General features: G+C 68.1%; 12 protein-coding genes. 8 read left to right on the forward strand and 4 right to left on the reverse strand.

Going from position 1 to position 24,456, the window contains the following annotated elements:
* Nucleotides 1–129: 129 nt before the first annotated feature.
* Together QHF83_RS48805 and QHF83_RS48810 are read right to left on the reverse strand one after the other, a co-directional pair.
* Nucleotides 130–2,058 (reverse strand): hypothetical protein, encoded by a 1,929-nt coding sequence (locus QHF83_RS48805; RefSeq protein ID WP_282425027.1) that lies wholly within the window; start codon nucleotides 2,056–2,058, stop codon nucleotides 130–132.
* A 5-nt stretch (nucleotides 2,059–2,063) separates the two neighbouring features.
* The gene (locus QHF83_RS48810) at nucleotides 2,064–2,822 is read right to left on the reverse strand and encodes a hypothetical protein (protein ID WP_282425028.1); all 759 of its coding nucleotides are present in this window, start codon (nucleotides 2,820–2,822) and stop codon (nucleotides 2,064–2,066) included.
* 421 nt (nucleotides 2,823–3,243) lie between these two features.
* On the opposite strand from QHF83_RS48810, the gene QHF83_RS48815 reads away from it, so the two are divergent.
* Together QHF83_RS48815 and QHF83_RS48820 are read left to right on the forward strand one after the other, a co-directional pair.
* Nucleotides 3,244–4,245, forward strand: coding sequence for a hypothetical protein (locus QHF83_RS48815; RefSeq protein ID WP_282425029.1), 1,002 nt, complete (start codon nucleotides 3,244–3,246; stop codon nucleotides 4,243–4,245).
* Nucleotides 4,239–11,399 (forward strand): MopE-related protein, encoded by a 7,161-nt coding sequence (locus QHF83_RS48820; protein ID WP_282425030.1) that lies wholly within the window; start codon nucleotides 4,239–4,241, stop codon nucleotides 11,397–11,399. Before QHF83_RS48815 ends, QHF83_RS48820 begins: the two co-directional genes overlap by 7 nt.
* Before the next feature lie 53 nt (nucleotides 11,400–11,452).
* Here QHF83_RS48820 and QHF83_RS48825 read toward each other — a convergent pair whose 3' ends face one another.
* Nucleotides 11,453–12,376 carry a hypothetical protein gene (locus QHF83_RS48825; protein ID WP_282425031.1) on the reverse strand — a complete coding sequence of 308 codons (924 nt, stop codon included), beginning with the start codon at nucleotides 12,374–12,376 and terminating at the stop codon, nucleotides 11,453–11,455.
* A gap of 107 nt (nucleotides 12,377–12,483) precedes the next feature.
* On the opposite strand from QHF83_RS48825, the gene QHF83_RS48830 reads away from it, so the two are divergent.
* From QHF83_RS48830 to QHF83_RS48840, 3 genes are read left to right on the forward strand one after another with little or no spacing between them, the layout of a single operon-like run.
* Nucleotides 12,484–14,028 (forward strand): methyltransferase regulatory domain-containing protein, encoded by a 1,545-nt coding sequence (locus QHF83_RS48830; protein WP_282425032.1) that lies wholly within the window; start codon nucleotides 12,484–12,486, stop codon nucleotides 14,026–14,028.
* Nucleotides 14,029–14,084: 56 nt separating this feature from the next.
* On the forward strand, nucleotides 14,085–19,208 hold the full coding sequence (locus QHF83_RS48835; protein ID WP_282425033.1) for a hypothetical protein: 5,124 nt from the start codon (nucleotides 14,085–14,087) through the stop codon (nucleotides 19,206–19,208).
* Between the two features lie 4 nt (nucleotides 19,209–19,212).
* Complete coding sequence (locus QHF83_RS48840; protein ID WP_282425034.1) at nucleotides 19,213–19,995, forward strand: hypothetical protein; 783 nt, start codon at nucleotides 19,213–19,215, stop codon at nucleotides 19,993–19,995.
* A gap of 15 nt (nucleotides 19,996–20,010) precedes the next feature.
* Here the strand turns inward: QHF83_RS48840 and QHF83_RS48845 are convergent, their stop codons facing one another.
* Nucleotides 20,011–20,853 (reverse strand): hypothetical protein, encoded by an 843-nt coding sequence (locus QHF83_RS48845; RefSeq protein ID WP_282425035.1) that lies wholly within the window; start codon nucleotides 20,851–20,853, stop codon nucleotides 20,011–20,013.
* A 117-nt stretch (nucleotides 20,854–20,970) separates the two neighbouring features.
* Here QHF83_RS48845 and tssI point away from each other — a divergent pair, with 117 nt between their 5' ends.
* Genes tssI through QHF83_RS48860 form a run of 3 tightly spaced genes read left to right on the forward strand, consistent with a single transcriptional unit; the run spans nucleotide 20,971 to nucleotide 24,126 of the window.
* Entirely contained in the window at nucleotides 20,971–22,971 is a 2,001-nt protein-coding gene (gene tssI, locus QHF83_RS48850; protein WP_282425036.1) for a type VI secretion system tip protein VgrG, read from the forward strand.
* Nucleotides 22,972–22,981: 10 nt separating this feature from the next.
* Nucleotides 22,982–23,734, forward strand: a complete 753-nt coding sequence (locus QHF83_RS48855; protein ID WP_282425037.1) for a toxin-antitoxin system YwqK family antitoxin — start codon at nucleotides 22,982–22,984, stop codon at nucleotides 23,732–23,734.
* A gap of 2 nt (nucleotides 23,735–23,736) precedes the next feature.
* Nucleotides 23,737–24,126: a DUF4280 domain-containing protein gene (locus tag QHF83_RS48860; RefSeq protein WP_272421922.1), complete on the forward strand. Its 390-nt coding sequence runs from the start codon at nucleotides 23,737–23,739 to the stop codon at nucleotides 24,124–24,126.
* The last annotated feature ends 330 nt before the right edge of the window (nucleotides 24,127–24,456 follow it).

Consider the following 24,456-nt stretch of genomic DNA (forward strand, 5'->3'; position numbering starts at 1 on the left):
TCTTGCCACGGCCTGTTCGATGAACTGCGCATCGCGCAGTTCATCGACCCCGAGTCCAGCGCTTGCGCTGGTCCGGGGTGCAGGGGGCGGACAGCCCCCTGCTGGGGTGCGGGGCAAAGCCCCGCGCTCTCACGGATCGAGCGCGAGGCGGCCCATCCAGAGGGCGCCGTCGTTGCGAGGAAGGAGCCCGTGCTCCCCCTCGGAGAAGCCGACGACCGTGCTCACGAGTGACACCTCGCCTCCTCCCACGTCGAGGCGCATGGGCCCTGCGTTGCACGAGAGGATCCGATACCCGAGCGGTGCGCCTGCGGGGTCGAGGACGAACGTGAAGAGTGCGCTGCCGATGCCCCCGCCAAACGTCGGTGTGCCGCCCGGGAGCGGCTGACCGCCGACGTTGAAGCCCGACATCGCGCGGCCTCCGAGAACCACGCGCCCATCCTCGGCGACTGCCACGTCGCCCAGCGTGAACGACTCCGGGAATGGGCTCGCCGCCTGGTCGAAGTGCTGCCCCCAGATCTGCTTGCCGGCCCCGTCGAGCGCCACGACGAACCCGTCCTCCCCCAAGCCCGTGGTCGTGGCGACCTCCAGGCCGAGATCGATGAAGCCGCTGAACGGCCCCGCTACCACGACCCCGCCCCCGGGCCGCGCCGCGAGGTGCACATGATAGCCCTGGCGAGCGTTAACCTGCCCGAGCTCTCGCGCGACGATCGGCGTGCCTTGTGGATCGAACGCCGCGACGAAGAGCTGCGACACCACCGGCATGGGCGACATGGGCCCCACGATGAGCGGCAGGCCATTGCCGAGATCGAGCGCGCCGTTGGACAAACCCACGATCCAGGTATTGCCCTCGGCGTCCGCCACGACGTCGAGCACCTGCTGATCGTACTCGTCGCCGAAGCGGCGCACGTAAAGCAGCCCGCCCGCGGCGTCGTACGCGGTGAGGAGCAGGTCCGCGGAGCAGTAGTCCACGGGCGGCGTGGCTTCGACCGGGCCGTCGGGGAACGGGATCGTGCCGTAAAGACTCTTCACGAAGCTCACGCCGCCATCGGGGCGCGCCGCGATGCGCGGCCCCGGCGGGGCACAATTTTCGAGCGGGAAAACCGCGTCCTCCAGGAGCCCGACGCTCCACGCGGCGGCGCCCGCGTCCGACATACGAGCAACGAAATATCCGCGTGTCCCCGCGTCGTTCAGGAGCGCGCCCGCGCCGAGATCGATCTCCGTCGTGAAATGGCCCGCCACGTAGAGGTCGCCGCCTTCCCGCGCCGAGAGCGACGAGATCCCATCCGGGCCGAAATCGCCGAACTTGCGATCCCAGACGACCTTCCCTTGTGCATCGAAACGGACGAGCACCACGTCGCCCGCCCCCTCCGTCGGGATCAGCCGATCGCCGAGGTTCAAGCCATCGGAGACGTGGGCGCCCAAGACGAACCCGCCCCACGCGCTCGCGACGTCGAACGAGGGGAGAAAGCTGCCCGGGATCTGCATCGGCATCGAGACGACACGCGGCGGGAGCGGCTTTGCGGCGGCGTCCTTGCGGGAAAACGTGATCTCGTCCGGCACCGGCTGGAGCACCGACGCCGAGTCGTAAAACACTTGCATGGTGCCGGATTCGGCGTCGTACACCGCGCCCTGGAGCTCCATCGGCCGGCCGATCGAGCAGAGCCACGCGAGCTCGTCGCCGGGCGCCTTCGGGGTGAGGCCCGTGAACGGGACGCGGACCGTCGCCTCGCGATCCGCCTCGGTCTCCACCGGGAACAGCGCATCGCCGTCGGGCACGCGTATCTCGGAGACGATCGGCACGAGCGGGGCGTCGGTCGTGGTCACGTCGAGTCTGTCGAGCCACACCTCGCCCTCGTCCGCTTCGTTCCACGTGTCGAGGCCGACCGTGAGGTCGAAGGCGCCGTCGAGCTCGATGCGGCCGTCCTCGCGCTTGGAGAGCTCGACCTCGGGGCGCAGGAAGTCGACACGCAGGTTGCCCCCTTCTTCGCGGCAACCGACGAGCGCGAGCGCGGACAAGGAGGCGAAGAGGAGGTGCGCGGTGGGGGAGGACGAGGCCATGGCGATCAGTAATGTACCGTGAACTGCGCGGACGTCGGCCCCACGCGCAAAGATGTGGCGGGGCGGGTCGGTGCGCTGCGCGCGCCGTAAATCCAGAAACCGAGACCCAGGCCCGTGACCGCGAGCGCGCCGAGGACGGCCCCGGTGCTCATCGCGCTCGGCAAACCTTCGAGCTGGAAATCGTCCCCCGCGGCGGCCGCGAGGCCCGTGCACGCGAGGCCCGCGCCGAGGGCCGTCGCGAAGATGCCCCGCTCCGTGAATGCGTCGCTCTTCCGCGGGGCGGGTGTTCCATCGGTCCCGAGCCCGATGAGCGTGGCCGTGACGGAGGCGATGCCGATGCCGATGCCGTTCGCCAGGAAAAGCTTGCCGGCGAAATCGAGGTTCGGGTCGAGGATGCCATAACAACCGGCGACGCCGCACCGCTCGTTGGCCGTCTCCGCGACGCCCATCATGACGCCGCCGGCCACGATGAACGCCGCGCCGAGGCCGAGGACGCCGAGGCTGTACGGGACCGTCGGCGCGCGAAGTTGCGGCGGCTCTTTCGGCGCGGGGGGCGCGGGCGCAGGCGCGGGGGGCGTGGGCCGCGTGTCCGGTCGGGCCACGGGCTCCGGCGCCGGAGGTTTGTCTTCAATGCCGATTGCCGTGTCCACGGGCGCGGGCGCGGGCGGCTCGGGTTCGTCCGGGCGCGCGGAGGCCGGCGTGGCCACGGCGAAAAGCGTGCATGCGAGCGCCGCGGAGAGAAGTCGTTTCGACGGAGAACGCACGGAACCCTCAGCGCGAGGCCATCGGGTGGGAGACACTCGGCCGGAGCTCGGTCGTGACCCGGCGGCCTCCGGGCGGCGCATGACGCGCGACGTCACCGCATCCCCCGCGCGACGCCACGACCCCGCGCGACCGCCAGCCGAACCTCGGAATGCCCCTGCCCATACCTTCGTGCTCCTCTTCCCGACACCTGGCTCGTGCGCTCGTTCGCGCCCATCCAGCGCGCGCCACGTTCTCAAAGTTTCACGCTTCGCACAAGCGGGCGGCACGTTCGCCTCGGGCTGGATCGCGTACGAGCCCACACGAAAATACGCACCACATCAAACGCCCTTCGATCGCAGCAATGTTCTTGATCCGCTGCGCGATCGCCCTGTAACATCCCACACGATGCGGTGTATATTGTGGTTTCTCGCAGGTCTTGCGGTGTTTCACACGGGGATCGAGCGAGCCTGGGCGCAGGATGCGAGCGCGGATGCGCCTGCTTCGCCGAAAAACGCGAGCGACAAGGCGCAGGAGGATCTCGACGCAGGTCGATACGCCGAGGCGTGCAAAGCGCTGAAGCAGATGTACCGCGAGGATCCGCGCCCCGCGACCCTCTACCGCATCGCGCAGTGTTACGACAAGTGGGGCCGCATCGCCACGGCCGCCGTGCACTACGACGACTACCTCGCCGCGTTCGGCCAGCTCTCCGACACCGAACAGAAGGCGGAGCGCGACAACGAAGAGGCCGCCTCCGCGCGCCGCGAGGCGCTCGAAAAACGTATCCCCAAGGTCGTGCTCAAGGTCCCGCGCGACGCGCCCGGCACGACACGTGTCCTCCGCAAACCCCTCGAAGACGGCCCACTCGTGCAGGTCGCGATCGGCGTGCCGCTGCTCATCGATCCGGGCGAGCACGTGCTCACGACCGAGGTCCCGGGCCGCGCCTCGGTGTTCACCAAGTTCACCCTGCGCGAGGGCGAGAACCGCATCGTCGACGTCGCCGTCCCGCAGGAGGCCGCGGCGTCGGGCTCGCCCACGAAGACGGCCAAACCCCTGCAGCCCGTGCCTTCGCTGATGCCCTCGCTCGATCCCGGGATCTCGGGGCGGCGCGTCGCGGCCTACACGCTCGGCGGCATCGGCGCCGTGGGCATTCTCGGCGGGGTCGTGACGGGCGTCATCACGTGGGCCCAGAAGGACCCGATCGAGAACAATTGTCGCGGCAAGATCTGCAACGCGACGGGCCAGGGAGCGAAGGACACCGCCGCCATCACGGGCATGATCAGCACCGTGCTTTTCCCCGTCGGCCTCGCGGCGCTGGGCACCGGCATCGTCCTTTATTTCACGGAACCGCCGCCCTCGAAGTTCGGGAGCACGGAGCCGAAGATCAGGGTGGGAGCGACCATGGGCCCGAGCGCGGGCACCGTGGAGGTTGATGTACGATGGTGAGTAGCAAGCACTTCGCTTACTGGCTCTTGCTCCTGGTCGGCATCTGCGCCGTCTCGAGCTGTACGAACATCCTCGGGATCGACACGGATTACGTGGACAACCCTTGCGCGAGCGGTCCCGCGCAGCCGCCGCTCAAGTGCGGCGAGGGCGCTTGCCGCGTGCTCGTGGACGCCTGCGACGCGGACGGGCTGCCCGTGACCGAGTGCAAGGCGGGGGAGCCGAAGGAGACCGACACCTGCGGCGACAGCATCGACAACGATTGCGACGGCTCGGTCGATGAGAACGACACCGGCACCTGCACCTGCCAGGAAGGTGAAAAGAAGGCCTGCTACACGGGCACGTCCGCGACGCGCAACAAGGGCGTCTGCGTGGACGGCACGCAGACCTGCCTGGCCGGCACCTGGGGCCAATGCCAGGGCGACGTCCTGCCCGACGCGGAGAAGCTGAACGATCTCGACGACGACTGCGACGGCGACGTCGACGAGGGCCTGCCCTGCGACGACGGAGCGACGAAGCCCTGCTATGGCGGCGCGGACGGCACGATCAACGAGGGCCCATGCAAGCAGGGCACGCAGACCTGCAAGAATGGCACGTGGCAGAAGTGCACCAACCAGACCGTGCCGGTCCCCGAGACCTGCAACGGCTTCGATGACGATTGCGACGGCGACGTCGACGACATCGGCGCCGAGGGCAGCCCATGCGAGTGCGGCAATGGCGTCACGCAGCCCTGCTACGTGAACGCGATGGGCAACCCCATCCCGTGCCCGGACAACCTGCTCGGCACCTGCAAGTGCGGCGAGCAGACGTGCGGCAACGGCAAGTTCGGCGCCTGCATCGGCGCTGTGCTCCCGTCGAACTCCGACCTCTGCGACGGCGTGAAGGACGAGGACTGCAACGGCATCGTCGACAACATCGGCGACGGCCCCTGCGAGTGCCTCACCGGCTCCACGCAGCCTTGCTACAACGGCGACATCGCGACGAAGGACGTCGGCAAGTGCAAGTCCGGCACGCAGCTCTGCAACAACGGCAAGTGGGGCCCCTGCAACGGGCAGCAGCTCCCGACGAACGAGGTCTGCGACGGCACGATCGACGATGATTGCAACGGCGTCATCGACAACATCAACCTCCCGAACAGCCCCTGCGAGTGCCTCACCGGCTCCACGCAGCAATGCTACACGGGGCCGGTGACGACGCTGGGCCTCGGGACGTGCATCCCCGGCACGCAGAGCTGCAACACCGGCAAATGGGGCACCTGCAACGGTCAGAAGCTGCCGACGCTGGAGATCTGCGACGGCCTCGACAACGACTGCAACGGACTGCCGGACGACGGCGTGCCCGGCGTCGGGGACCCGTGCTTCCTGCCTCAATACGCGAACACGCCTTGCCACGGCGGCACGCTGAAGTGCCAGATCGGCGACTCGGTGCCGAAGTGCGTGACGAACGTGACGCCCGGCAGCGTGCTCGAGGACTGCGACGGCGTCGACGACAACTGCGACGGCCTCGTCGACAACGGCCTCTTCTGCTGCCCCGGCGACGGCAAGACGAGCGGCAACGAGACCGACCTCGACTGCGGCGGTAGCTGCGCCATCAAGTGCGAGGACAACAAGAAGTGCATCGTCGGCATCGACTGCACGAGCGGCAACTGCTTCCAGAGCCTCTGCAAGTCGGCCACGTGCAACGACAAGGTGCAGAACGGCGGCGAGCCGGACGTCGATTGTGGCCTCGTCTGCCCGAACAAATGCCTCGTCGGCCAGTCCTGCAACGTGGACTCGGATTGCATCTCGAACCTCTGCCAGGCGGCCAACAAGAAGTGCATCCAGAAGGGCCCCGGCGACGTCTGCGCCACGAACGAGGAGTGCTCGACGGGGTATTGCGTCGACAACGTCTGCTGCAACACGGCCTGCAACGGCGTCTGCCAGGCGTGCACCACGGCGAAGAAGGGCGGCGGGACGAACGGCTTCTGCGGCCCGGTCGCGGACAACACCGATCCGGACAGCGACTGTGACCTCCAGGAGGCCTCGACCTGCCAGAACACGGGCGTCTGCGTCGGCGGCAACTGCGCCAAGTACGCGGCCGGCACGCAATGCCAGACCGCGACGTGCACGGGCCCGAACACGGAGAACCAGGCCGACACCTGCGACGGCCTCGGCGCCTGCGTGCCCAAGAACGAAAAGGACTGCTCGCCGTACGCCTGCGTCAGCAACGGCTGCAAGTCCTCCTGCGTGACCGACGGCGAGTGCGCGAACGGCAACTTCTGCGAGACGCCGCAATGCCAGCCGAAGCGGCAGGCCGGCGCGAACTGCACGGCCGCCAACCAGTGCCTGAGCGGCAGCTGCGTCGACGGCGTCTGCTGCTTGACCAACTGCGCGGGCACCTGCCTCGCGTGCAACATCCCCGGCAGCCTGGGCACCTGCACGGCCATCACCGCGAACCAGGACCCGGCGAACGAGTGCAACCCCGGCTCGTGCGACGGCGGCGGCCAGTGCCAGAAGTCGAACGGCGCCTCGTGCAGCAACAACGCGCAATGCGTGAGCGGCAACTGCGTCGACGGCGTCTGCTGCAACACGACGTGCGTCGGCACCTGCCTGGCGTGCTCCCTCTCGGGCAGCGTCGGCACGTGCACGAACATCCCGGCGAACGCGGATCCCGACAGCGAGTGCAACCCCGGCGCGTGCAACGGCCTCGGCGATTGCCAGGGCGTCGTCGCGACGACGTGCACCCAGCCCTCCGATTGCGCGAGCGGCTTCTGCGTGGACGGGTATTGCTGCAACGAGGCCTGCACGGGGGCGTGCGAGGCGTGCTCCGGCCTCGTGAAGGGCGAGGGGCAGAACGGCACGTGCGGGCCCATCAAGGCGGGCCTCGATCCGGCCAGCGAATGCAACCCGGGCGCCTGCAACGGCGCGAAGGCGTGCCAGAGCAACAACGGCGCCTCGTGCACGCAGAACTCGCAATGCGCGAGCGGCAACTGCGTCGATGGCGTCTGCTGCAACCTGGCCTGCACGGGCAGCTGCCAGGCGTGCAACGTGCAGAACAACGTCGGCACGTGCGTGAACATCCCCGGCAACCAGGATCCGGCGAACGAGTGCAACCCGGGCTCGTGCAACGGCCTCGGCCAGTGCCAGGTCGACCTCGGCGCGCCCTGCTCGAGCGCCGATCAATGCACGAGCGGGTTCTGCGCGGACGGCGTCTGCTGCAACGCGGCCTGCTCCGGCCTCTGCCAGGCCTGCACCACGGCCCTCAAGGGGACGGGCATCAACGGCGAGTGCGGCGCGATCATCGCCGGCACCGATCCGCAGAACGAGTGCGGCCAGCAGGGCGTCGACACCTGCGGCAGGACGGGCTTCTGCGACGGCGGCGGCGCCTGCGAGCTCTACACGAACGGCACGGTCTGCCAGACCGCGTCGTGCACGGGCAACACGAAGGTCAACCCCGACACCTGCAACGGCATGGGGCTCTGCCAGGACGGCGGCTCCATGAGCTGCGGCGCGTACGCGTGCAACGGCGGTCAGTGCGAGGCGGCGCCTTGCACGAACGACGCGCAATGCGCGACGGGGAACTTCTGCGACCTGATGACGAGCACCTGCAAGCCGAAGCTCGCCGCGGGTGCCACGTGCAGCGGCGCGAACGAGTGCAGCACGAACTTCTGCATCGACGGCGTCTGCTGCTTGACCACCTGCACCGATGAATGCAAGTCCTGCGCGGTGCCGGGCAACCTCGGCACGTGCACGAACGTGCCGTCGGGCCAACCGGACGCGAATCCCGCGTGCCAGGGCGTGCAGGTCTGCAACGGCTCGGGCAAGTGCGTCGATACGAACGGCCAGCCTTGCGCTGCGAACAGCGAGTGCTTGACCCAGGCCTGCGTCGACGGCGTCTGCTGCAACAACGCCTGCCTCGGCACGTGCAACGCGTGCAGCACGGCGAAGACGGGCGGGACGAACGGCGTGTGCACGCCGATCCCGAACGGCCAGGATCCCGACGGCGAGTGCACCGGCGCGGCGACCTGCAACGGGGCGAACGGCTGCACCCTGCTCGCGACCGGCACGGCGTGCTCGACCAACGCGGAATGCGCGACCGGCGCCTGCGTCGACGGCTTCTGCTGCGAGAACGCGTGCGCCGGCGCCTGCAAGGCCTGCAGCGCGGCCAAGACCAACGGCATGAACGGCGCGTGCCTCAATGTCGCGGCCGATACCGACCCCGACAATGACTGCGCCCTCGCCGAATGCAACGGCGCGGGCGCCTGCGAGGTCGCGGACGGCGCCGCCTGCACGCTCCCGTCGCAATGCGCGAACGGCAACTGCGTCGACGGCGTCTGCTGCAACAACGCGTGCAACGGCGCCTGCGTGCAATGCAACAAGGCCGGGGCGATCGGGACGTGCTCGCCCGTCGCGCCGGGTCAGCAAGACCAGTGCGCGATGGGCTCGGTCTGCGACGCGGGCGGCGCGTGCAAGAAGACGGCCGGCGTCGCGTGCTCGCTGAACGACGAGTGCCAGAGCGGCAACTGCGTCGATGGCGTCTGCTGCACCACGGCTTGCGGCGGCACTTGCCAGGCCTGCAATCTGATGGCCGCGCAGGGCACCTGCACGAACATCACGGCGGGCATGGATCCGGCCAACGAGTGCCCCGGTGCGGACGTCTGCAATGGGGCCGGCGCGTGCGCCGAGGCCAACGGGTCTCCGTGCGTCGGCAACGGCGAGTGCCTGAGCGGCCAGTGCGTGGACGGCGTCTGCTGCGAAAACACCTGCCCCGGCACGTGCAAGGCGTGCAACGTGGCGGGCTCCCTCGGCACGTGCACGAACATCCCGTTCGGCACGGACCCCGCGAGCGAGTGCAGCGGCCCCGGCGTCTGCGACGGCGCGGGCGGCTGCAAGAAGGGCCTCGGCGAGTCGTGCGGCGGCAACGTGGATTGCGCGAGCAACTTCTGCGTCGACAACGTCTGCTGCAACGTCGCCTGCAACGGCACGTGCGAGGCGTGCACCGCGGCCCTGACGAACGGCGCGGATGGCACGTGCGCGCCCGTCAAGGCGAACGCCGAGAGCAACAACGAGTGCCCGATCGGCGAGTGCAACGGCGCCGGCGTGTGCGAGGTCGACCTCGGCGCCACGTGCACGCAGGACTCGCAATGCGCGAGCGGGTCCTGCGTGGACGGCGTCTGCTGCAACACCGCGTGCAGCGGCACGTGCGAGGCGTGCAACGTGATGGCCGCGCAAGGCACGTGCACCAGCGTCCCTGCGGACACGGATCCTGCGAATGAATGCGCTGCCGACTGCAACGGCGCCGGCGCATGCGAGCTCGCGAACGGCGGCGGGTGCACGCTCGACGCGCAATGCGGGAGCGGCATCTGCATCGAGGAGGACGGCGTCTGCTGCGACACGGCCTGCAACGGGCTGTGCGAGGCATGCAGCGCGGCCAAGACGGGCGGCACGAACGGCGTTTGCGCTCCGATCAAGAGCGGCGACGACCCGGAGAGCGAGTGCGCGGGCTCGCTGCAATGCAACGGCGCGGGCGCGTGCGAGCTCGGGAACGGCGCCGCGTGCGCGGACGGGACCGAGTGCGAGAGCGGTTTCTGCGTGGACAACATCTGCTGCGACGCGGCGTGCAACGGCACGTGCGAGGCGTGCAGCGCGGCAAAGACCGGCGGCACGGACGGGACGTGCTCGTTCGTCAAGGTCAACACCGACCTCGACAACGAGTGCCCGGGCGCGGCCGATTGCAACGGCGCGGGAGCTTGCGAGCTTCCGAACGGGGCTGGCACCTGCACACAAGGCAGCCAGTGCGTGAGCGGCTCCTGCGCCGTGCAGGATAGCGTGTGCTGCGACAACACGTGCGACGGAACGTGCATGGCGTGCCTCATCGCCAAGACGGGCGTGGCGAGCGGCACCTGCGCGAACGTCCTCACGAACCAGGACCCGGACACCGAGTGCATGAACGGCGAATGCACGGGTGCGGGCATTTGCGAGAAGCCGGACGGCGACCCCTGCACGGCGAACAACGAGTGCCAGAACGGCTATTGCAACGGGACGACGTGCGCGACGCCGACGTGCACGGACGGCGTTCAGAACGGCACCGAGACCGACCGCGATTGCGGCGGCTCTTGCCCGGCTTGCACGCTGATCCTCCTCGCTGCGTCGGGGAACGGCACCCATCCGGCCACGCTGGCGGCTGGCACGGGCGCGTGGACGACGGGCAGCGTGATCGCGACGACGAAGACCGATGCTCCCCTGGCCGTGGCCATGCAGGGACCGGCGGCCGGCGTCGGGCTCGTCCGCGACACCGACAACACCAACAATCTGCGTTACCTGACGTGGGTCGCGGGCACGGGGTGGTCGACCGTCACGGATGTCGATGGCAACGCCGTCGACACCGCGCCGACGCTGGCCTCGGCGCCTGGGCTCGCGCACGCGTCGTATCGCAGATCGGGCAAGCTCTACGCCGCGCAGTGGAACGGCACGGCGTGGAGCTCCGTCGACGAGGTGCATACGCTGGTCGGCGGGACGAACGCGGCGCTGTTCCCGTTCACCGCGGCGTCGCTCGGGAACGGCGACTCGTTCATGTCGTACCTGGAGTTCAACACCGGGAGCATGAAGCACGATGTCTTCATCCTCGCGCGCGTCGGCGGCACATGGCAGAGCGCGTACTCCCTCGAGCTCGACGCCAGCCTCGGCATCCAGGCGCCGGCCGTCGCCCTGACGACCGGTGAGATCCTCGTCGTGTTCGGCGAAACGGCGGGTGGGAACCAGCTCAGCTTCCGCCGTCGTGACACCGCGGGGAGCTGGCAGTCGGTGGGCACCATCCCGAACGCCATCTATGCGTCGAACAGCCGCCTCTCCCTCGCCGCACTGCCGAACGGCGACGCCGTCCTCGCGTTCAAGCGGAGCAGCGACAACACGCCCTGTGCGACCTTCTTCAATGGCACCACCAAGACCTGGAGCACGACGGTGACCCAGGTCTCGAGCACCACGATGGCCAACTCGATCTCCGTCGCCCGCGGCCTCATGGGCCAGAGGGCCGAGCTCGTGTTCGTCGACAGCGGCAGCGGCGTGAACGCGAAGGTGCTCCATTCGCGGCACAACGGGACGTCGTGGAGCGCGACGCCGACGCAGGTCGGCAGCAACGGCAACTACTCCCAGGTCGCCATCGCCGCGCCCCCGCTCTGACGCCCGCCTCCTCCCCCTCTCCCGCCCCGGGAGAGGGGGCCGGAGGGTGAGGGCTACCGCTTCCCCGTCACCGCAGCCGCCTTCTTCTTCGCCAGCTCCGCCTCCTCGACGAGGCACCGGTGCGGCTTCGCCCCCGAGCTCCCCTCCCCGCAAATCAGACAGAAAAACGCCGTGATCGGCTCGGGTGGCGGCTGCTTCTTCGCCTGCTGCCGGGACGGCGGCGCCGGGAGCGGTCGCCCCTCGGCCGCGGCCGCGGCCTCCGCCGCCTTCTTGCGGCGCTCGAGCTCGTCCCGGAGCGCGCGCACCTCCGCGGCGAACGCGTCCTTCTGGACCGAGAGCGCCTCGACATCCTGCTCGGCTTGCCGGAGGGCGCGGGAGAGCGCCTCGACGCGCTGTATCGCGGCGGCAAGGTCCCCGGAGCGGCCGTCGGTCTTGCCGCGGACCTCGGCGAGCTGCCGTTCGAGCGCCTCGGCCCTTGCGCGCGCCTCCTGGAGCTCTCCGGACAGCACCTCGGACCTCTGGCGAGCCTCCCGGAGCTCTCCGGACAGCACTTCGGAGCTCTTGCGCGCCTCCCCGACGTCTCGGGACAGCTCTTCGGACCTCTTTTGCGCCTCCCCGACCTCTCGGGACAGCGCTTCGGAGCTCTCGCGCGCCTCCCCGACCTCTCGGGACAACTCTTCGGACCGCTTGCGCGCTTCCCGGAGCTCGCTTTCCAGCTCCACGGATCTCGCGCGCGCCTCCGCCAGCGCCTCCGCTGCCGCCCGCGCCTCCGCCTCCGCCTCCGCCGGCGCTCCCGCTTCCGCTTCCGCCTGCGGCAACGCCTTCTTCGCCTCGGCGGCGGCCCTCGAAAACGCCCGCGCCTCTTCCCGCGCGGCCCCGAGCTCCCGCGCGAGCGCTCCTCGCGATCGCAAGAGCACCCCGATCACCAGCGAAAGCGCGGAGACCACGGCGACCAGAATCAACGAGAGCCCATCCATACGCGCGACCGGCGAGCGCGCAGCATGGGGCAGGCGGGCCCGGGAAGGCAAACACTTGCGCCCGCACCTCGATCCCGCCAAGGTGCCGGCCCTTCCGGAGGACGCGCTTGGCCGACGCGAACGAGGATTATTTCTACGAGGCCCTGCCCTTCGCCGAGACGCACCCCGACCACCTCGGCGCCATCGGCGTCCTCTTCGGCCTCCGGCCCGCCCCGCCCGCTCGATGCCGCGTCCTCGAGATCGGCACCGCCACCGGCGGCAACGTCCTCCCCATGGCCGCCGCTTTCCCCGAGAGCCGCTTCGTCGCCCTCGATCGCGCCGAAGACTCCCTCGCCGTCGCGCGAACCCACGCCGAGGGCGCCCGGCTCGCGAACCTCGCCCTCCACCTCGCCGACATCCGCGCATTCGAGGACGAACCCGCGTCCTTCGATTACATCGTCTGCCACGGCGTCTACTCGTGGGTCCCCGAGGAGGCCCGCGAAGCCATTCGCCGCGTCGTCCGGCGCCACCTCGCGCCCCACGGCCTCGCCTACATCAGCTTCAATACCCTGCCCGGCTGGCACCTGCGCGGCGCCATCCGCGACATGCTCCGGCGTGAGGTCGGCGCGGAGGGCTCGGCCAAGGAGCGCGTGGAGAAGGCGCGCGCTTTTTTGCGTTTCCTCGGCACGGAAGCCGCGGGCTCCGATCCCTCGCGCGCATGGCTCGCGGGCGAGCTTCAAACCCTCGCCGAGCTCTCGGACCATTACCTGATCGGCGAGCACCTCGCCCCGCACAACCACGCCGAATACTTCGCCGACTTCGCCCGCGACATGGAAAGCGCGGGGCTCGCCTTCGTCACCGACGCCCACGTGCCGCTCGTCTTTCCCGAGCGCCTCGGGCCCGCGGCCGCCGAGGCCGTCCGGACGCGGACGGGCAGCGGCGACCTCATCGCGCTCCAGCAATCGCTCGACCTCCTCGAGCTCCGGTGTTTTCGTCGCGCCGTCCTCTGCCGCGACGACGCCCCGCTCTCGCCGCGCGTCTCGGCCGATCGAATCTCTTCCCTCGTGCTCGCCTCGCCGCTCGCGCCGGGGGCCACCACGCCGAACCTCGCCGAGGGCGTGGAGGAAACGTTCCTCGGGCCGGGCGGGGCGATCGCCACGGATCAGGCCACGCTCAAGGCCGCGCTCGTCACGCTCTCCGCGTATGCGCCGGGCGGGCTCCCGTTCGACGCGCTCGCCTGGCAGACGGGCGAGAGGCTCGGGCTCGCCGCGTTCGAGGGCGAGGCGCGGGCGCGGCTCGCGCGAAACCTCCTCGGGCTCTACACGAAGGGCGCGATCCGGCTCTGGGCCTCGCCGAAGCCCGTGGCCCAGGCGCCCGCCGCGCGCCCGCGCGCCTTCCCGTTCGCGCGTTATCAGGCGAGCGTGGGTAGCCCGTTTTGCACCACGCTCCTGCACGAGGGCGTGCAGGTCGACTCGTTCGATCGGGCGCTGCTCGCGCGCCTGGACGGGACGCGTGATCCCGCGGCGCTCACGGAGGCGGCGCTCGAGGACGCGCGTCGCGGTGTGGTGTCGGTGGAGATGAACGGCGCGACCTGCACGGATGCGGAGGTGTTCGCCGAGATCACCGAGCAGAAGCTTCTGCGCTTTGCGCGGCTGGGCTTTTTGATGGAGTGATCGGACGCCGCGGCGTGTATCATCGCGTGGGATCGCCGTATTCCCGCGGACACGCCATGACGCTGAAGCTCGACGACTACATCACGCAGAAGCTCACGAAGGACCGCGACGGCGTGCCGACGCAGGCCGAGCTCGACGCGGTCTGGGACGACGTGAAGGCGTATCAAGGCAAGACGGTCCGGGACGTCGGCGTCGAGGGCTGCCTGGAGATTGCGGCCCGGCTCGCGAAGCATTTCGAGGGGTGCGTCACGCACATGTACTGCGACCACCTCGGAAAGCAGACGATCGGCATCGGGTTGCTCGTCGACAGCACGGCGAAGAGCGTGCTCGACGGGCTCTCGATGACGCTGAAGAGCGGCGGCGGCCCGGCGTCGGCGGCGGACAAGCAGAAGGACTGGGACGCCTGCGCGGCGCACTTCGAGGCGAACAAGAAGAAACCACCGACGCACGCCGCGTATGCGTCGGTCACGAAGTGCAAGATCAGCGAGGAGACGGCGGTCGCGAAGTGCACGGCGACCTTGAAGAGCAAGTCCGATTCGCTCTTCGACTCGATCTATCCGAACACGCGACAACACAAGGACGGCTACCTCGACTACCCGGCGCTCGCGTGGGGGCTCGTGATCAACCTGGCGTTCGCGGTGGGGAACAAGGGCCTGAATGACTTCCCCAAGATGAACGCCGCGATCAAGGCCAAGGACTGGGAGAAGGCGGCCAAGGAGTCGTGGGTCTCGGCGCATTCGCGGCTGACGCTCGGCGCGCGCTACCAGATCTTCATGCTCTGCGGGGGCGCGACGGAGCAGGCGGACGACGACGACGAGCCGCAGCCGACGATCATCTATCGCGAGCCGACGACGCAGTACGACCTCGGCACGATGTCGAAGGACGTGCTCTACGACCACCTGCGCGAGGTGTGGAAGCGCGCGCAGAAGCGCTTCGGCAACGAGGGGAAGGCCGAGTACGATTTCCAGGACGAACCCGGCCGCATGAACCTGCTCGGGGCGCGCGGGTTCAACCCGGTCGACATGAAGCCGGTGCCGAGCACGAACACGTTCTACGACGATTGCTTGTTCCTGATCTTCGTGAAGGACGGCAAGAAGTCCGTCGAGAAGTTCCAGTGCACCACGGAATGGACGCGCATCGAGACGGATCCGACCAAGAAGCAGGTGGACGCCGTCATCCTGCTCGGCCAGCACAAGTACGCGCCGGGCATCCACAAGGAGTCGGACGCGAAGAGGAAGCGCACGTACCTCGACAAGGTGGAGTCCAGCACCGACCTCAACGGCACGAAATACCGCGCGCTGCGGCCGGATCCGACGGTGAAGATCACGCGCGTCCGCGACGCGGCGAAGGTCGGCGCCGTCGGCGAGACCGCGGACTACACCGAGGACAACGGCACGATCAACATCCATTACGGCGGCGAAAGCGAGAAGGTCACGAACACGGCGAAGGCCTGGTCGGACGGCTGCCAGGTCCTCGTCAGCTACAAGCGATTCCTCGATTTCATGGAGCTCGTCGAGAGCGACCACTCGATCAAGAACACGATCAACAACGAGCGCGCGCCGAAGCCGGCGAAGGACGGCACGCGCTCCTTGATCTACACCCTCGTCGAGGGGGATTTCCTGGCGCCAACGAGCGCGAGCGCGAGCATCCGCTTCCCGATCGTCGGCAAGGACGCCGAGGCCCATTATTCGCTGAACGAGGGCGGCGAGGGCGGGTTCTTCCCGATCGGGGCCAACAACTTCTGGCACGGGGGCATCCACCTCGACGCGGCGAGCGACGCCGTGCAGGCCATCGCCGACGGCGACATCGTGGCCTATCGCATCAACAAGAAGGCGCTCGAGGTGAAGCTCGCGGGCGAGACGATGCGGTATTCGAATGGCTTCGTGCTCGTCCGGCACGAGCGGTACACGCCGAAGGGCGCGAAGCTCGAGTTCTTCTCGCTCGCCATGCACCTCTTGCCGTTCGAGGAGTACGGAGACGGGCAGAAGACGAACCCGCCCGTGATGTTCAAGAAGCACAAGTTCACGATCGCCACGTCCGAGGACAAGGGCGGGCTCAACGTGCGCAAGACGGGCAAGGGCAGCGACGTCCTGCGGGTGGCCCTGCTCGGCGAGGAGGTGACGTTCAAGAACCCGAACGCCGTCGCGCCCGGGGGCAAGGTCGGCAGTGGTTGGCACGAGCTCGCGACCGGCGGCTTCGTCTACGTGGGCGACGCGGGCGACCCCAACGTGAAGTACGAGCTCGAGGCCGAGCCCGAGAAGTTCGATCAGGTGGTCTCGTGCAAGATCCCCGTCCTGGCGGGCGCCGTCCTCGGGTATCCCGGCGCGTTCTTCACGCGGCCGGCGACGGTGCATTTCGAGGTCCTGACCGGCGACGTGGGGTTCATGAAAAACCCCAAGGGCGACAAGGGCGGCGTGGGGCTCTTGCAGATCCCGCCGGGCACGAAGTTCAAGACACGCAAGGCCACGACGCCGCCCGAGATCAAGGTGGACATGCCCGCGGGGTCGCGGCTCCGCCTCGTGGAACAACCGCCCGGGGATCTACGCAAGGTGGCGTGCGCCGACATCGTGGGCTGGACGAAACGCAGCTCCCTCGGGGACTACGACAAGGCGACGAACTCGTACACCCTGAACGCGCCGCTCGCGTCGCTCACGGGTGAGGCGGGCGGGGGCGCGCCGATCCCGATCGGCGCGAAAAAAGGCGACAAGGTCGTCCTCGTCCTCGAGAAGAAGGGCACGGACGACCGGCAGGTTCGCTACACGTTGCCGCAAGCGGAGCAGGACAAACGCACGGGCTGGGCGGAGCGCAAGCAGCTCGGGGACTGGAGTTCGCCGCGGTACACGTTGAAAAGCCCGCTCGCCGTTCTGTACAAGGAGGCGCCCGACGGCTCGTTCACGTTCGAGGAGGGCGCCGGGACGAACGCGGAGGAGATCTTCACGGAGGCTCTACCGGCCGCGGACGCGCGGGTTTGCAAGGACAAGGCGGGGAGCGTCTGGCAAGAGGTGGATTTCGGCGGAGGCAAAGGCTGGGTCCAGATCGAGAAGGACGCGAAGCTGCTCTCCCCATACGACTGGCCGCGCTGGCAGCAGATCGAGGATCCCTCGGGGTTCAGCCAGGATGGGCTCTGCGACGCCAAGGGGCTGCTCGCGCTCGTCGACAAAAACAACGATGGAAAGGTGACGGCCGAGGAGATCAAGGCGGCCGTCGCGGATCCGGCCATCGCGCAGAAGCTCCGCCGGCTCGCGTGCCTGCACCCGACGGAGTGGGCCGGTGAGATCCCGGGGCTCGATCGTTTGTCGGGACCGCCCTGGAACCTCGACGGCGCGTCGCTCGCGACCACGCGCGAATACATCAAGCAGCTCGGCTTCTGGGGGGACGCATCGAGCGCGGGTTTGCCCGCGAAGGACAAGGTCTGGCACCTGCATCCGATCGGCCTCATCGAGCACTGGCGCACGCTCGGGCTGCTCGACGCGGCGCCGGTGGAGACGACGCCCACGACGGGACAACCCTCGACGGGACAACCCACGACGGGACAACCCTCGACGGGGGGGCCGAAGCCGAGCGCGACGGAGAGCGAGCTCGTCGTCTTCTGCAAGCACGAGCTCGCGAGCCGAAAGGGTCGCGTGAAGAACGTGACCCGCTACGAGGTGGTCTCCGATTCCCACAAGCTCGACGACGTGGTGACGCTCCTCCACCGGGGCGGCGCGAAGCCTTCGCCGAGCGCGATCACGGTGTCGTACCGGGGCGAGAAGACCACGGTGAAGGGCAAACCCGCGGGCGATGGCTACACGCAATACGACGTGACGGTGACCTTCCGGGGCATCGCCGCGCGCGACATCCTCAGCAAGACGTTCTGGACCTCGTTCTACACGCCCACGGAGTACAAGGTCGAGGGCTTCGAAAAGCCCATCACCCTCGCCATCTACCGGCACAACAAGTTCGCCGTCGGGATCGCCATCCCCAAGCTGCGCGGCGGCAAGGAGGGCTCGCGGCTCGAGAAGAACATGCAGGTGGAGACGCGCTCGGACGGCACCAAGGGCATCGTCTGGACGCGGGAAAAGAAGCCGATCGAGGAGGCGCCGGGCTGGGTAAAACCCAAGGAGCCGAAGAAAAAGGACCCCCTCATGAAGGGCGTCACCATCACGATGGATGGCAAGACGCTCACCGACGAGGTCGCCTCCGTCCAATCGATCCTGGGCATCGTGGCGCTCGTGCAGATGACCTCCAAGATCCTCAAGTCCATTCAGGACAAGGTCCCCAAGATCGGCTGGTACGCGCAGTGGGACTACCAGGTCCTCCAGGGCACCTTCAGCGTCGAATGGCAGATGAAGGAGTACGAGGACCACCGGGTCTATCCGGCGGTCAAGCTGAACCTCCAGTTCACCGTGTTCTCGGCCTCCGCCGAGATCGGCGTCGGGGTCGAGGGGTGCGGCTTCAATGCGCAGGTCTTCGCGAAGATCGAGGGGGGCGTCGGCATCAGCCGGGAGATCGAGTGCGTCAGCCCCACGTTGCACATCGCCGATCGAATCCCGTTCACGTTGTCCATCGTGGGCTCCGTGGGGTCGCGCATCGAGGCCGGGGAGTGGCTCGAGTTCGAGGCCGTGCTGGAGAGCGGGTTCGAGCTTCAGGGGGCGCTCGAGATTCACGTCCAGGAAGGCTTCTCCATGCAGGGCTCCATGAAATGGACCGGGCTCGGGGGGAAGGTCCTGACCTCGGTGGGCCCGGGCGGCTGTTTCGGCAAACAACTCTCCCAGCAGACGTTCATCGAAGCGGTGGACCTCGGTAGCTTCAAGTGGCCCGAGAAACCCTACACGGCGCCCCATATCACGCGCGGCCAGATCGAGGAGATCCTGGAGGACAAACTCACCGACGGGCTGAACGTGCGGGTGTTCAAGCCGTCCGGGAGCTGGATGCCGGACGAGCAATGGTCCATGGAAAAGATCGTGCAGACGCTGGCGGCGAAGATCGACGCCCGCACGGACATCCGCCGCGACTCGACCTCGATCGAGGGGCTCGCGCACGACATCCGGCAGCGGCTCGACATCCTCGGTGAGCGGAACAATGCGCGTGACTGGATCAAGGACACGACCTTCCTCGACTTCGTGAACACGAAGCTCGATCCGATCATGACGGCGACCTACATCGATCCGTGCAAGGAACTCGTCGACAAGTGCAAGTAAGCTCATGCTGGCCAAACCCCTCTTCCACTTGAACCTGTCGCTGCGCGCCTGCCTGGCGCGGGTCACGCTGAACGGCTTTCAACTCCTGGCCGTGGACGCGCGGGCCCCGATCAGCGTGGCGCCGCCCATCAACCAGCTCCTCGTCGGCAAGGGGAACGTGCTCGCGATCCAGGCGCTGCCGACGATCACACGGCAAGGGATGAGCTCGCCGCTCGACATCGACATCACGGGGTCGGTGTCGGCCTATCAAAAAGGGGACATCGTGGCGCCGGACGAGGCCGGGGACGTCGTGCTCGCCATCGACGTACGAAAAGCCCTGGCCGGGCAGGTGCCGGCGATCCCGTTACAATTGGCGTTCGAGTTCGACAACGAGGGGCCCGCGTTCCCCGAGCTCTTCCGGGAAGCGGAGGTCATCGAGGATCCCGAGCCGCTCCTCGCCTACGCGACGCACCTCCGCGATCTGTTCGCCGCGGGGGACGCGGCGGGCCTCGTGAAGGAGTTCGCGCCGAAGTTACGTGATTTCGGGGCGGCGTACTACCAAACCGAAGCCTACATGCGCGACGAATTCGTGAGCTTCCTGCAGAGAAGACTGCTCCCGGGGCCGATGGATCTCGCGTTCAAGGGGACGGACATCCTGCCCGTGTCCATGTGTGAAGGCCGGATCTGGGAGCTCATGCGCAAGCCGAGGATCCCGCTGCTCCAGACGATGCCGGACAAGAACGGGGGACAATTGCAGATCCCCGTCTACGTCGGGCGGATCGACGGCGCGCTCCGGGTCGTGCGCTGACGCGGCGGCGCGACCTCAAAGCGAGAAAATCCACCGATTGGGCGTCGGCTTCTCCTCGGGCGGGACGGGCTCGGGCGCGGCCTCTGCCGGCACCTCGTCGCTCTTCACCGACCCGTCCTTGACGGGGTTGTCGAAGCGGCGCTTCGTGTCGACCCGCGTGAGCGGCCACATCAAATCGATGAGGCCCTTCGCCGCCGGACGCGGGCCCGCCGCGATCTCGGCCGCCGCGGCGACGTACGCGTCCTTCACCTGCGGATCGGGCTGCAGGATCTTGCCCTGCGGGTGCAGTTGCAGCCCGAGATCGAGATCGACCTTCGTGTTCGCGAGCTTCACGCCGCTCGCCTCTTCGGCGGCGAGGAGCACGAGCTCCTTCGCCAGCGTCGAGGGACGTTTTTGCATGCCGAATGCGCCGAAGAGCAGATCGCCGAGCTTCGCGACGAGCTTCAGCGTGGAGTCGATGACCTGATCGGACTCGACACGCGCGAGGACCGGATATTCGGGCGGGACCTCGGGCGCGGGGCGCAGGTCGCCGGCCTCGTTCTTCGGGCCGGTCAAAGGCGTCGCGTCCGCGCCTTCGACGAGGAAGCCCTCGAGCTCGATCCCGATGTCGAGCGGGCGCACGTGGACGAGCGTGAGCGAGCCGCGCAGGTAACGCTCCGCGAGCTGCTCGATCACGAGCTCGTCGCGCATGTTGAGGAGCGAGGTGCGATGCAGCTCGTCGGCGAGGATGCGCCGGAGCTCCAGCATGCCTCCGCGATCGGTCGCGACGCTGCGCAGAAAGGCGAGGATCCCGTGCCTGTCGAGGCGCTTCGGCCTCCCGAACTGGAAGAGACCATGGCCCGTTCGGAAGAACGTCATCGGCAGGTCGCTCCCGGCAAGTGCACCACAGCGGGCACGATCTTCGATGAGTATGCGCCAGAGATCAAGCCTCTTGCCGGAAACCCGTGAAGCCCGGTACGCTCGTGACTGAGATCCATGCCTTATCCGCAGGGCACACTCGGCATCGCCATCTCGACGCCCTTCGGCGCGGACGCGGTGCTGCTCGTCGATCTGCACGGCGAAGAGCGGATCTCGGGGCTCTTCCGCTTCGAGCTCGAGCTTTTGTCGCCGGAGAAGGCGCTCGACTTCAAGGCGATCGTCGGCAAGGGCGTGACCTTGACGATCCGGGGCATGGCCAAGGAGAAGCCGCGCTTCATCCACGGGATCTGCACGCGGTTCGTCCAGGCGGGGCGCGTCGGCAAGCAGACGCGCTACCGCGCCGAGCTCCACCCGTGGTTATGGCTGCTCGGCAAGACCAGCGATTGCCGGATCTTCCAGGAGAAGAGCGTGCCCGACATCCTGAAGGCGCTCTTCCAGGAGCTCGGCTTCTCGTCGGGCGAGCACTTCAAGGATTCGCTGAAGGGCTCCTACGCCCCGCGCCCGTATTGCGTGCAGTACCAGGAGACCGCGCTCGATTTCGTCTCGCGGCTCATGGAGGACGAGGGGATCCATTATTATTTCGCGCACGAGGACGGCAAGCACGTGATGGTGCTCTCGGACGACAGCGCGTCGGCCACGCCGTGCCCGAACCTCGACAAGGCGCGGTTCGTCGAGCAGTTCTCCACGTCGACGGACGAGGACGCGGTCCTCGAGTGCACGCTCGAAGAGGAGATCGTCGCGGGGAAGTACGCGTCGACGGATTACAACTTCGAGATGCCGAGCACGTCGCTGCTCGCGGAGGTCTCGGGCGAAACGGCCAAGCTCGAGCTCTTCGAGTACCCGGGCGGGCACATCGAGAAGAGCCCGGGTGACGCGCGCGCAAAGCTCCGCATCGAGGCCGAGGAGGCGCGGGCGGTGCGTTTGTCGGGTACGTCGAGCTGCCGCGCCTTCACGGCGGGGCACGCGTTCAAGCTCGACGAGCACGATCGGGACGACGCGAACACGGACTGGGTGCTCGGCTCGATCGTGCACCGGGCGAGCCAGGAGGGGTACACGAATACCTTCGAGGCGTTCCCGAAGAAGACGTCGTACCGCCCGCCGCGTATCACGCCGAAGCCCGCGATTCCCGGCACGCAGACGGCCGTCGTCGTGGGCAAGAGCGGCGAGGAGCAGTGGACCGACGAATACGGGCGCATCAAGGTCCAGTTCCACTGGGATCGCAAGGGCGCGAAGGACGACAAGAGCTCGTGCTTCGTGCGCGTCGTGCAAGCGTGGGCGGGCAAGAGCTGGGGCGCGTGGTTCTTGCCGCGCATCGGGCAGGAGGTCGTCGTGAGCTTCATCGACGGCGACCCGGATCGGCCGCTCGTGACGGGCTCGGTGTACAACGCCGAGCAGACGGTGCCTTATGGGCTGCCGGGCGCGCAGACGAAGAGCACGATCCTGAGCCGCTCGTCGAAGGAGGGCGAGGCGGGGAACGAATTGCGCTTCGACGACAAGAAGGACAGCGAGGAGTTTTACGCGCACGCCCAGAAGGACATGCTCTTCGAGGTGGAGAACGACTGGACGATCAAGGTCCTCCACGATTATACGAAGAATGTCAAGAACGAGCGGAAGGTGACGATCGAGGAGGGCGACGAGACGCTCACGGTCACCAAGGGCAACCGCACGGTCAAGGTCGACAAGGGCGACGAGACGCACAGCGTGAAGGGCAAACGCACGCTGGAGGTCACCAAGGACGAGGCGCACACGAACAAGGCGAACCTCGATTACAAGGTGACGAAGAACTACACGATCAAGGTCGACGGCGACCTCGTGATCGAGGCGAAGAGCGTCACGATCAAGGCCAAGCAAGCGTTTTCGATGAAGGCGGGCACGGATTTCAAGGCCGAGTCCGGGACGGCGATGGACCTGAAAGCCGGCACCGATTTCAAGGCCAAGGGCGGGACGAACATGACGCTCGAGGGCGCGATCGCGCTGAAGGCGAAGGGCGGCGCGCAGGCGGCGGTGGAGGGCGGCGGCATGCTGACCTTGAAGGGCGGCATGGTGAAGATCAACTAGCGAGGCTCCGATGCCGACCGACCACGAAGAGCGCGACGAGAATGGCAAGCTGATCTCCCGGTTCGAGATGGAAGACGGCGTGCTCCACGGCGAGTTCGTCCAGTACGGGGAGACCGAAAAGCAGATCGCGCACCGGGCGAATTACAAGAACGGCAAGCTGCACGGGTTGTCGGTCACGTACGATCCGGAGGGGCGCGAGGTCGAGCGTTCGTCGTTCCAGGACGGCGCGCTCCACGGCGAGACGAAGCTCTTCGACGAGAACGGCAAGGTCTCGCAGGTCGTCATGTTCGCGAAGGGCGAGCAGCACGGGCCGACGCGGCTTTACGACGAAGGCCGGCTCCGGACGCTCATGCATTTCGAGAAGGGCAAGCAGAACGGCCCGTTCCTCTCGCTCGACGAGCAGGGAAACGAGGTCGTCCGGTCGTTCTACAAGAACGGCAAGCTCGAAGGGGAATCCGTGTTCCTCGACGGCAAGGGCAACATCCTGCGCAAAGCGAGCTACAAGGCGGACAAGCTGCACGGGGAGGTGATCGAATACTTCCCGAACGGCGAGGTCCGCGAGCGCGCCACGTACGAGAGCGGCAAGAAGCAGGGCGATGCGTTCAGCTATGACGTGCAGGGCAAGCTGAAGGCGAAGGCGTCGTACAAGGACGGCGAGAAGCGCGGCGAGGTCGAGTACGACGACAAGGGCATTCCGAAGGCGAAGGAGGAGAAAAAAGAGTCCTTCTTCGACAAGGTCGTGAACAAGCTCGCGGGAGGCTGACGATGGGCCAGCACGTATGCATGGGCGCGATGATGCAATGCAGCTTCGGCGTGGCGCCGAGCTCGCTCACGGTGCTCCCCGCGAACCGGACGATGAACAGCGCGGGGCCGCTGGCGAACATCATGGACGGCAAACCCATGCTGAACGTGCTGCCGTTCGGGATGTGTCAAAGCCTGGCGAACCCGACGGTGGCCGCGGCGACGGCGGCGGCGATGGGCGTGCTCACGCCGATGCCATGCATTCCGAACACGCCGGCGCCGTGGATCGTCGGAGCTCCGACGGTGCTGCTCGCGAACATGCCCGCGCTGAACAACAGCTCGAAGCTGATGTGCATGTGGGGCGGGGTCATTCAGATCTCGTTCCCCGGGCAGGTCACGGTGCAGGTGCCCTGAGAGGGTTTTGCCACGGCGTAGCGCCGGGGTTTCACCCCGGACCCGACCAGGGGCTCTTCGCCCCTGGACCCGAACCAGGGCACAGCCCTGGACCTCTGGTGCATCGACCGCGGTGCGGTCGATGCAACGATTGGAACCCCCCCTGAGCGCGCGTCAGGGTTTGCCGCTGCCGGGCCATTTCGTGCCGGGGGCAGCGGGAACGACGGGCTTGGCCGCGGGCGCGGCCGGCGGCACGGGGGCGCTGGGCGCGGGTTTCGCGCCGGCAGGGACCACGGGGGCGCCGGGGGCCGCGGGCGCGGGTTTCGCGCCGGCGGGGACGGCGGGCGCGGC

Source organism: Polyangium sp. 15x6 (assembly GCF_029960785.1).
Classification (GTDB): Bacteria; Myxococcota_A; Polyangia; order Polyangiales; family Polyangiaceae; genus Polyangium.

Bases quoted from the DNA above. Each gene is read 5' to 3' on its own strand.
- QHF83_RS48855 (WP_282425037.1), top strand. From the start codon at position 22,982: ATGCCGACCGACCACGAAGAGCGCGACGAGAATGGCAAGCTGATCTCC.
- QHF83_RS48860 (WP_272421922.1), top strand. From the start codon at position 23,737: ATGGGCCAGCACGTATGCATGGGCGCGATGATGCAATGCAGCTTCGGC.
- QHF83_RS48825 (WP_282425031.1), bottom strand. From the start codon at position 12,376: ATGGATGGGCTCTCGTTGATTCTGGTCGCCGTGGTCTCCGCGCTTTCG.
- QHF83_RS48845 (WP_282425035.1), bottom strand. From the start codon at position 20,853: ATGACGTTCTTCCGAACGGGCCATGGTCTCTTCCAGTTCGGGAGGCCG.
- tssI (WP_282425036.1), top strand. From the start codon at position 20,971: ATGCCTTATCCGCAGGGCACACTCGGCATCGCCATCTCGACGCCCTTC.
- QHF83_RS48835 (WP_282425033.1), top strand. From the start codon at position 14,085: ATGACGCTGAAGCTCGACGACTACATCACGCAGAAGCTCACGAAGGAC.
- QHF83_RS48820 (WP_282425030.1), top strand. From the start codon at position 4,239: ATGGTGAGTAGCAAGCACTTCGCTTACTGGCTCTTGCTCCTGGTCGGC.
- QHF83_RS48840 (WP_282425034.1), top strand. From the start codon at position 19,213: ATGCTGGCCAAACCCCTCTTCCACTTGAACCTGTCGCTGCGCGCCTGC.
- QHF83_RS48805 (WP_282425027.1), bottom strand. From the start codon at position 2,058: ATGGCCTCGTCCTCCCCCACCGCGCACCTCCTCTTCGCCTCCTTGTCC.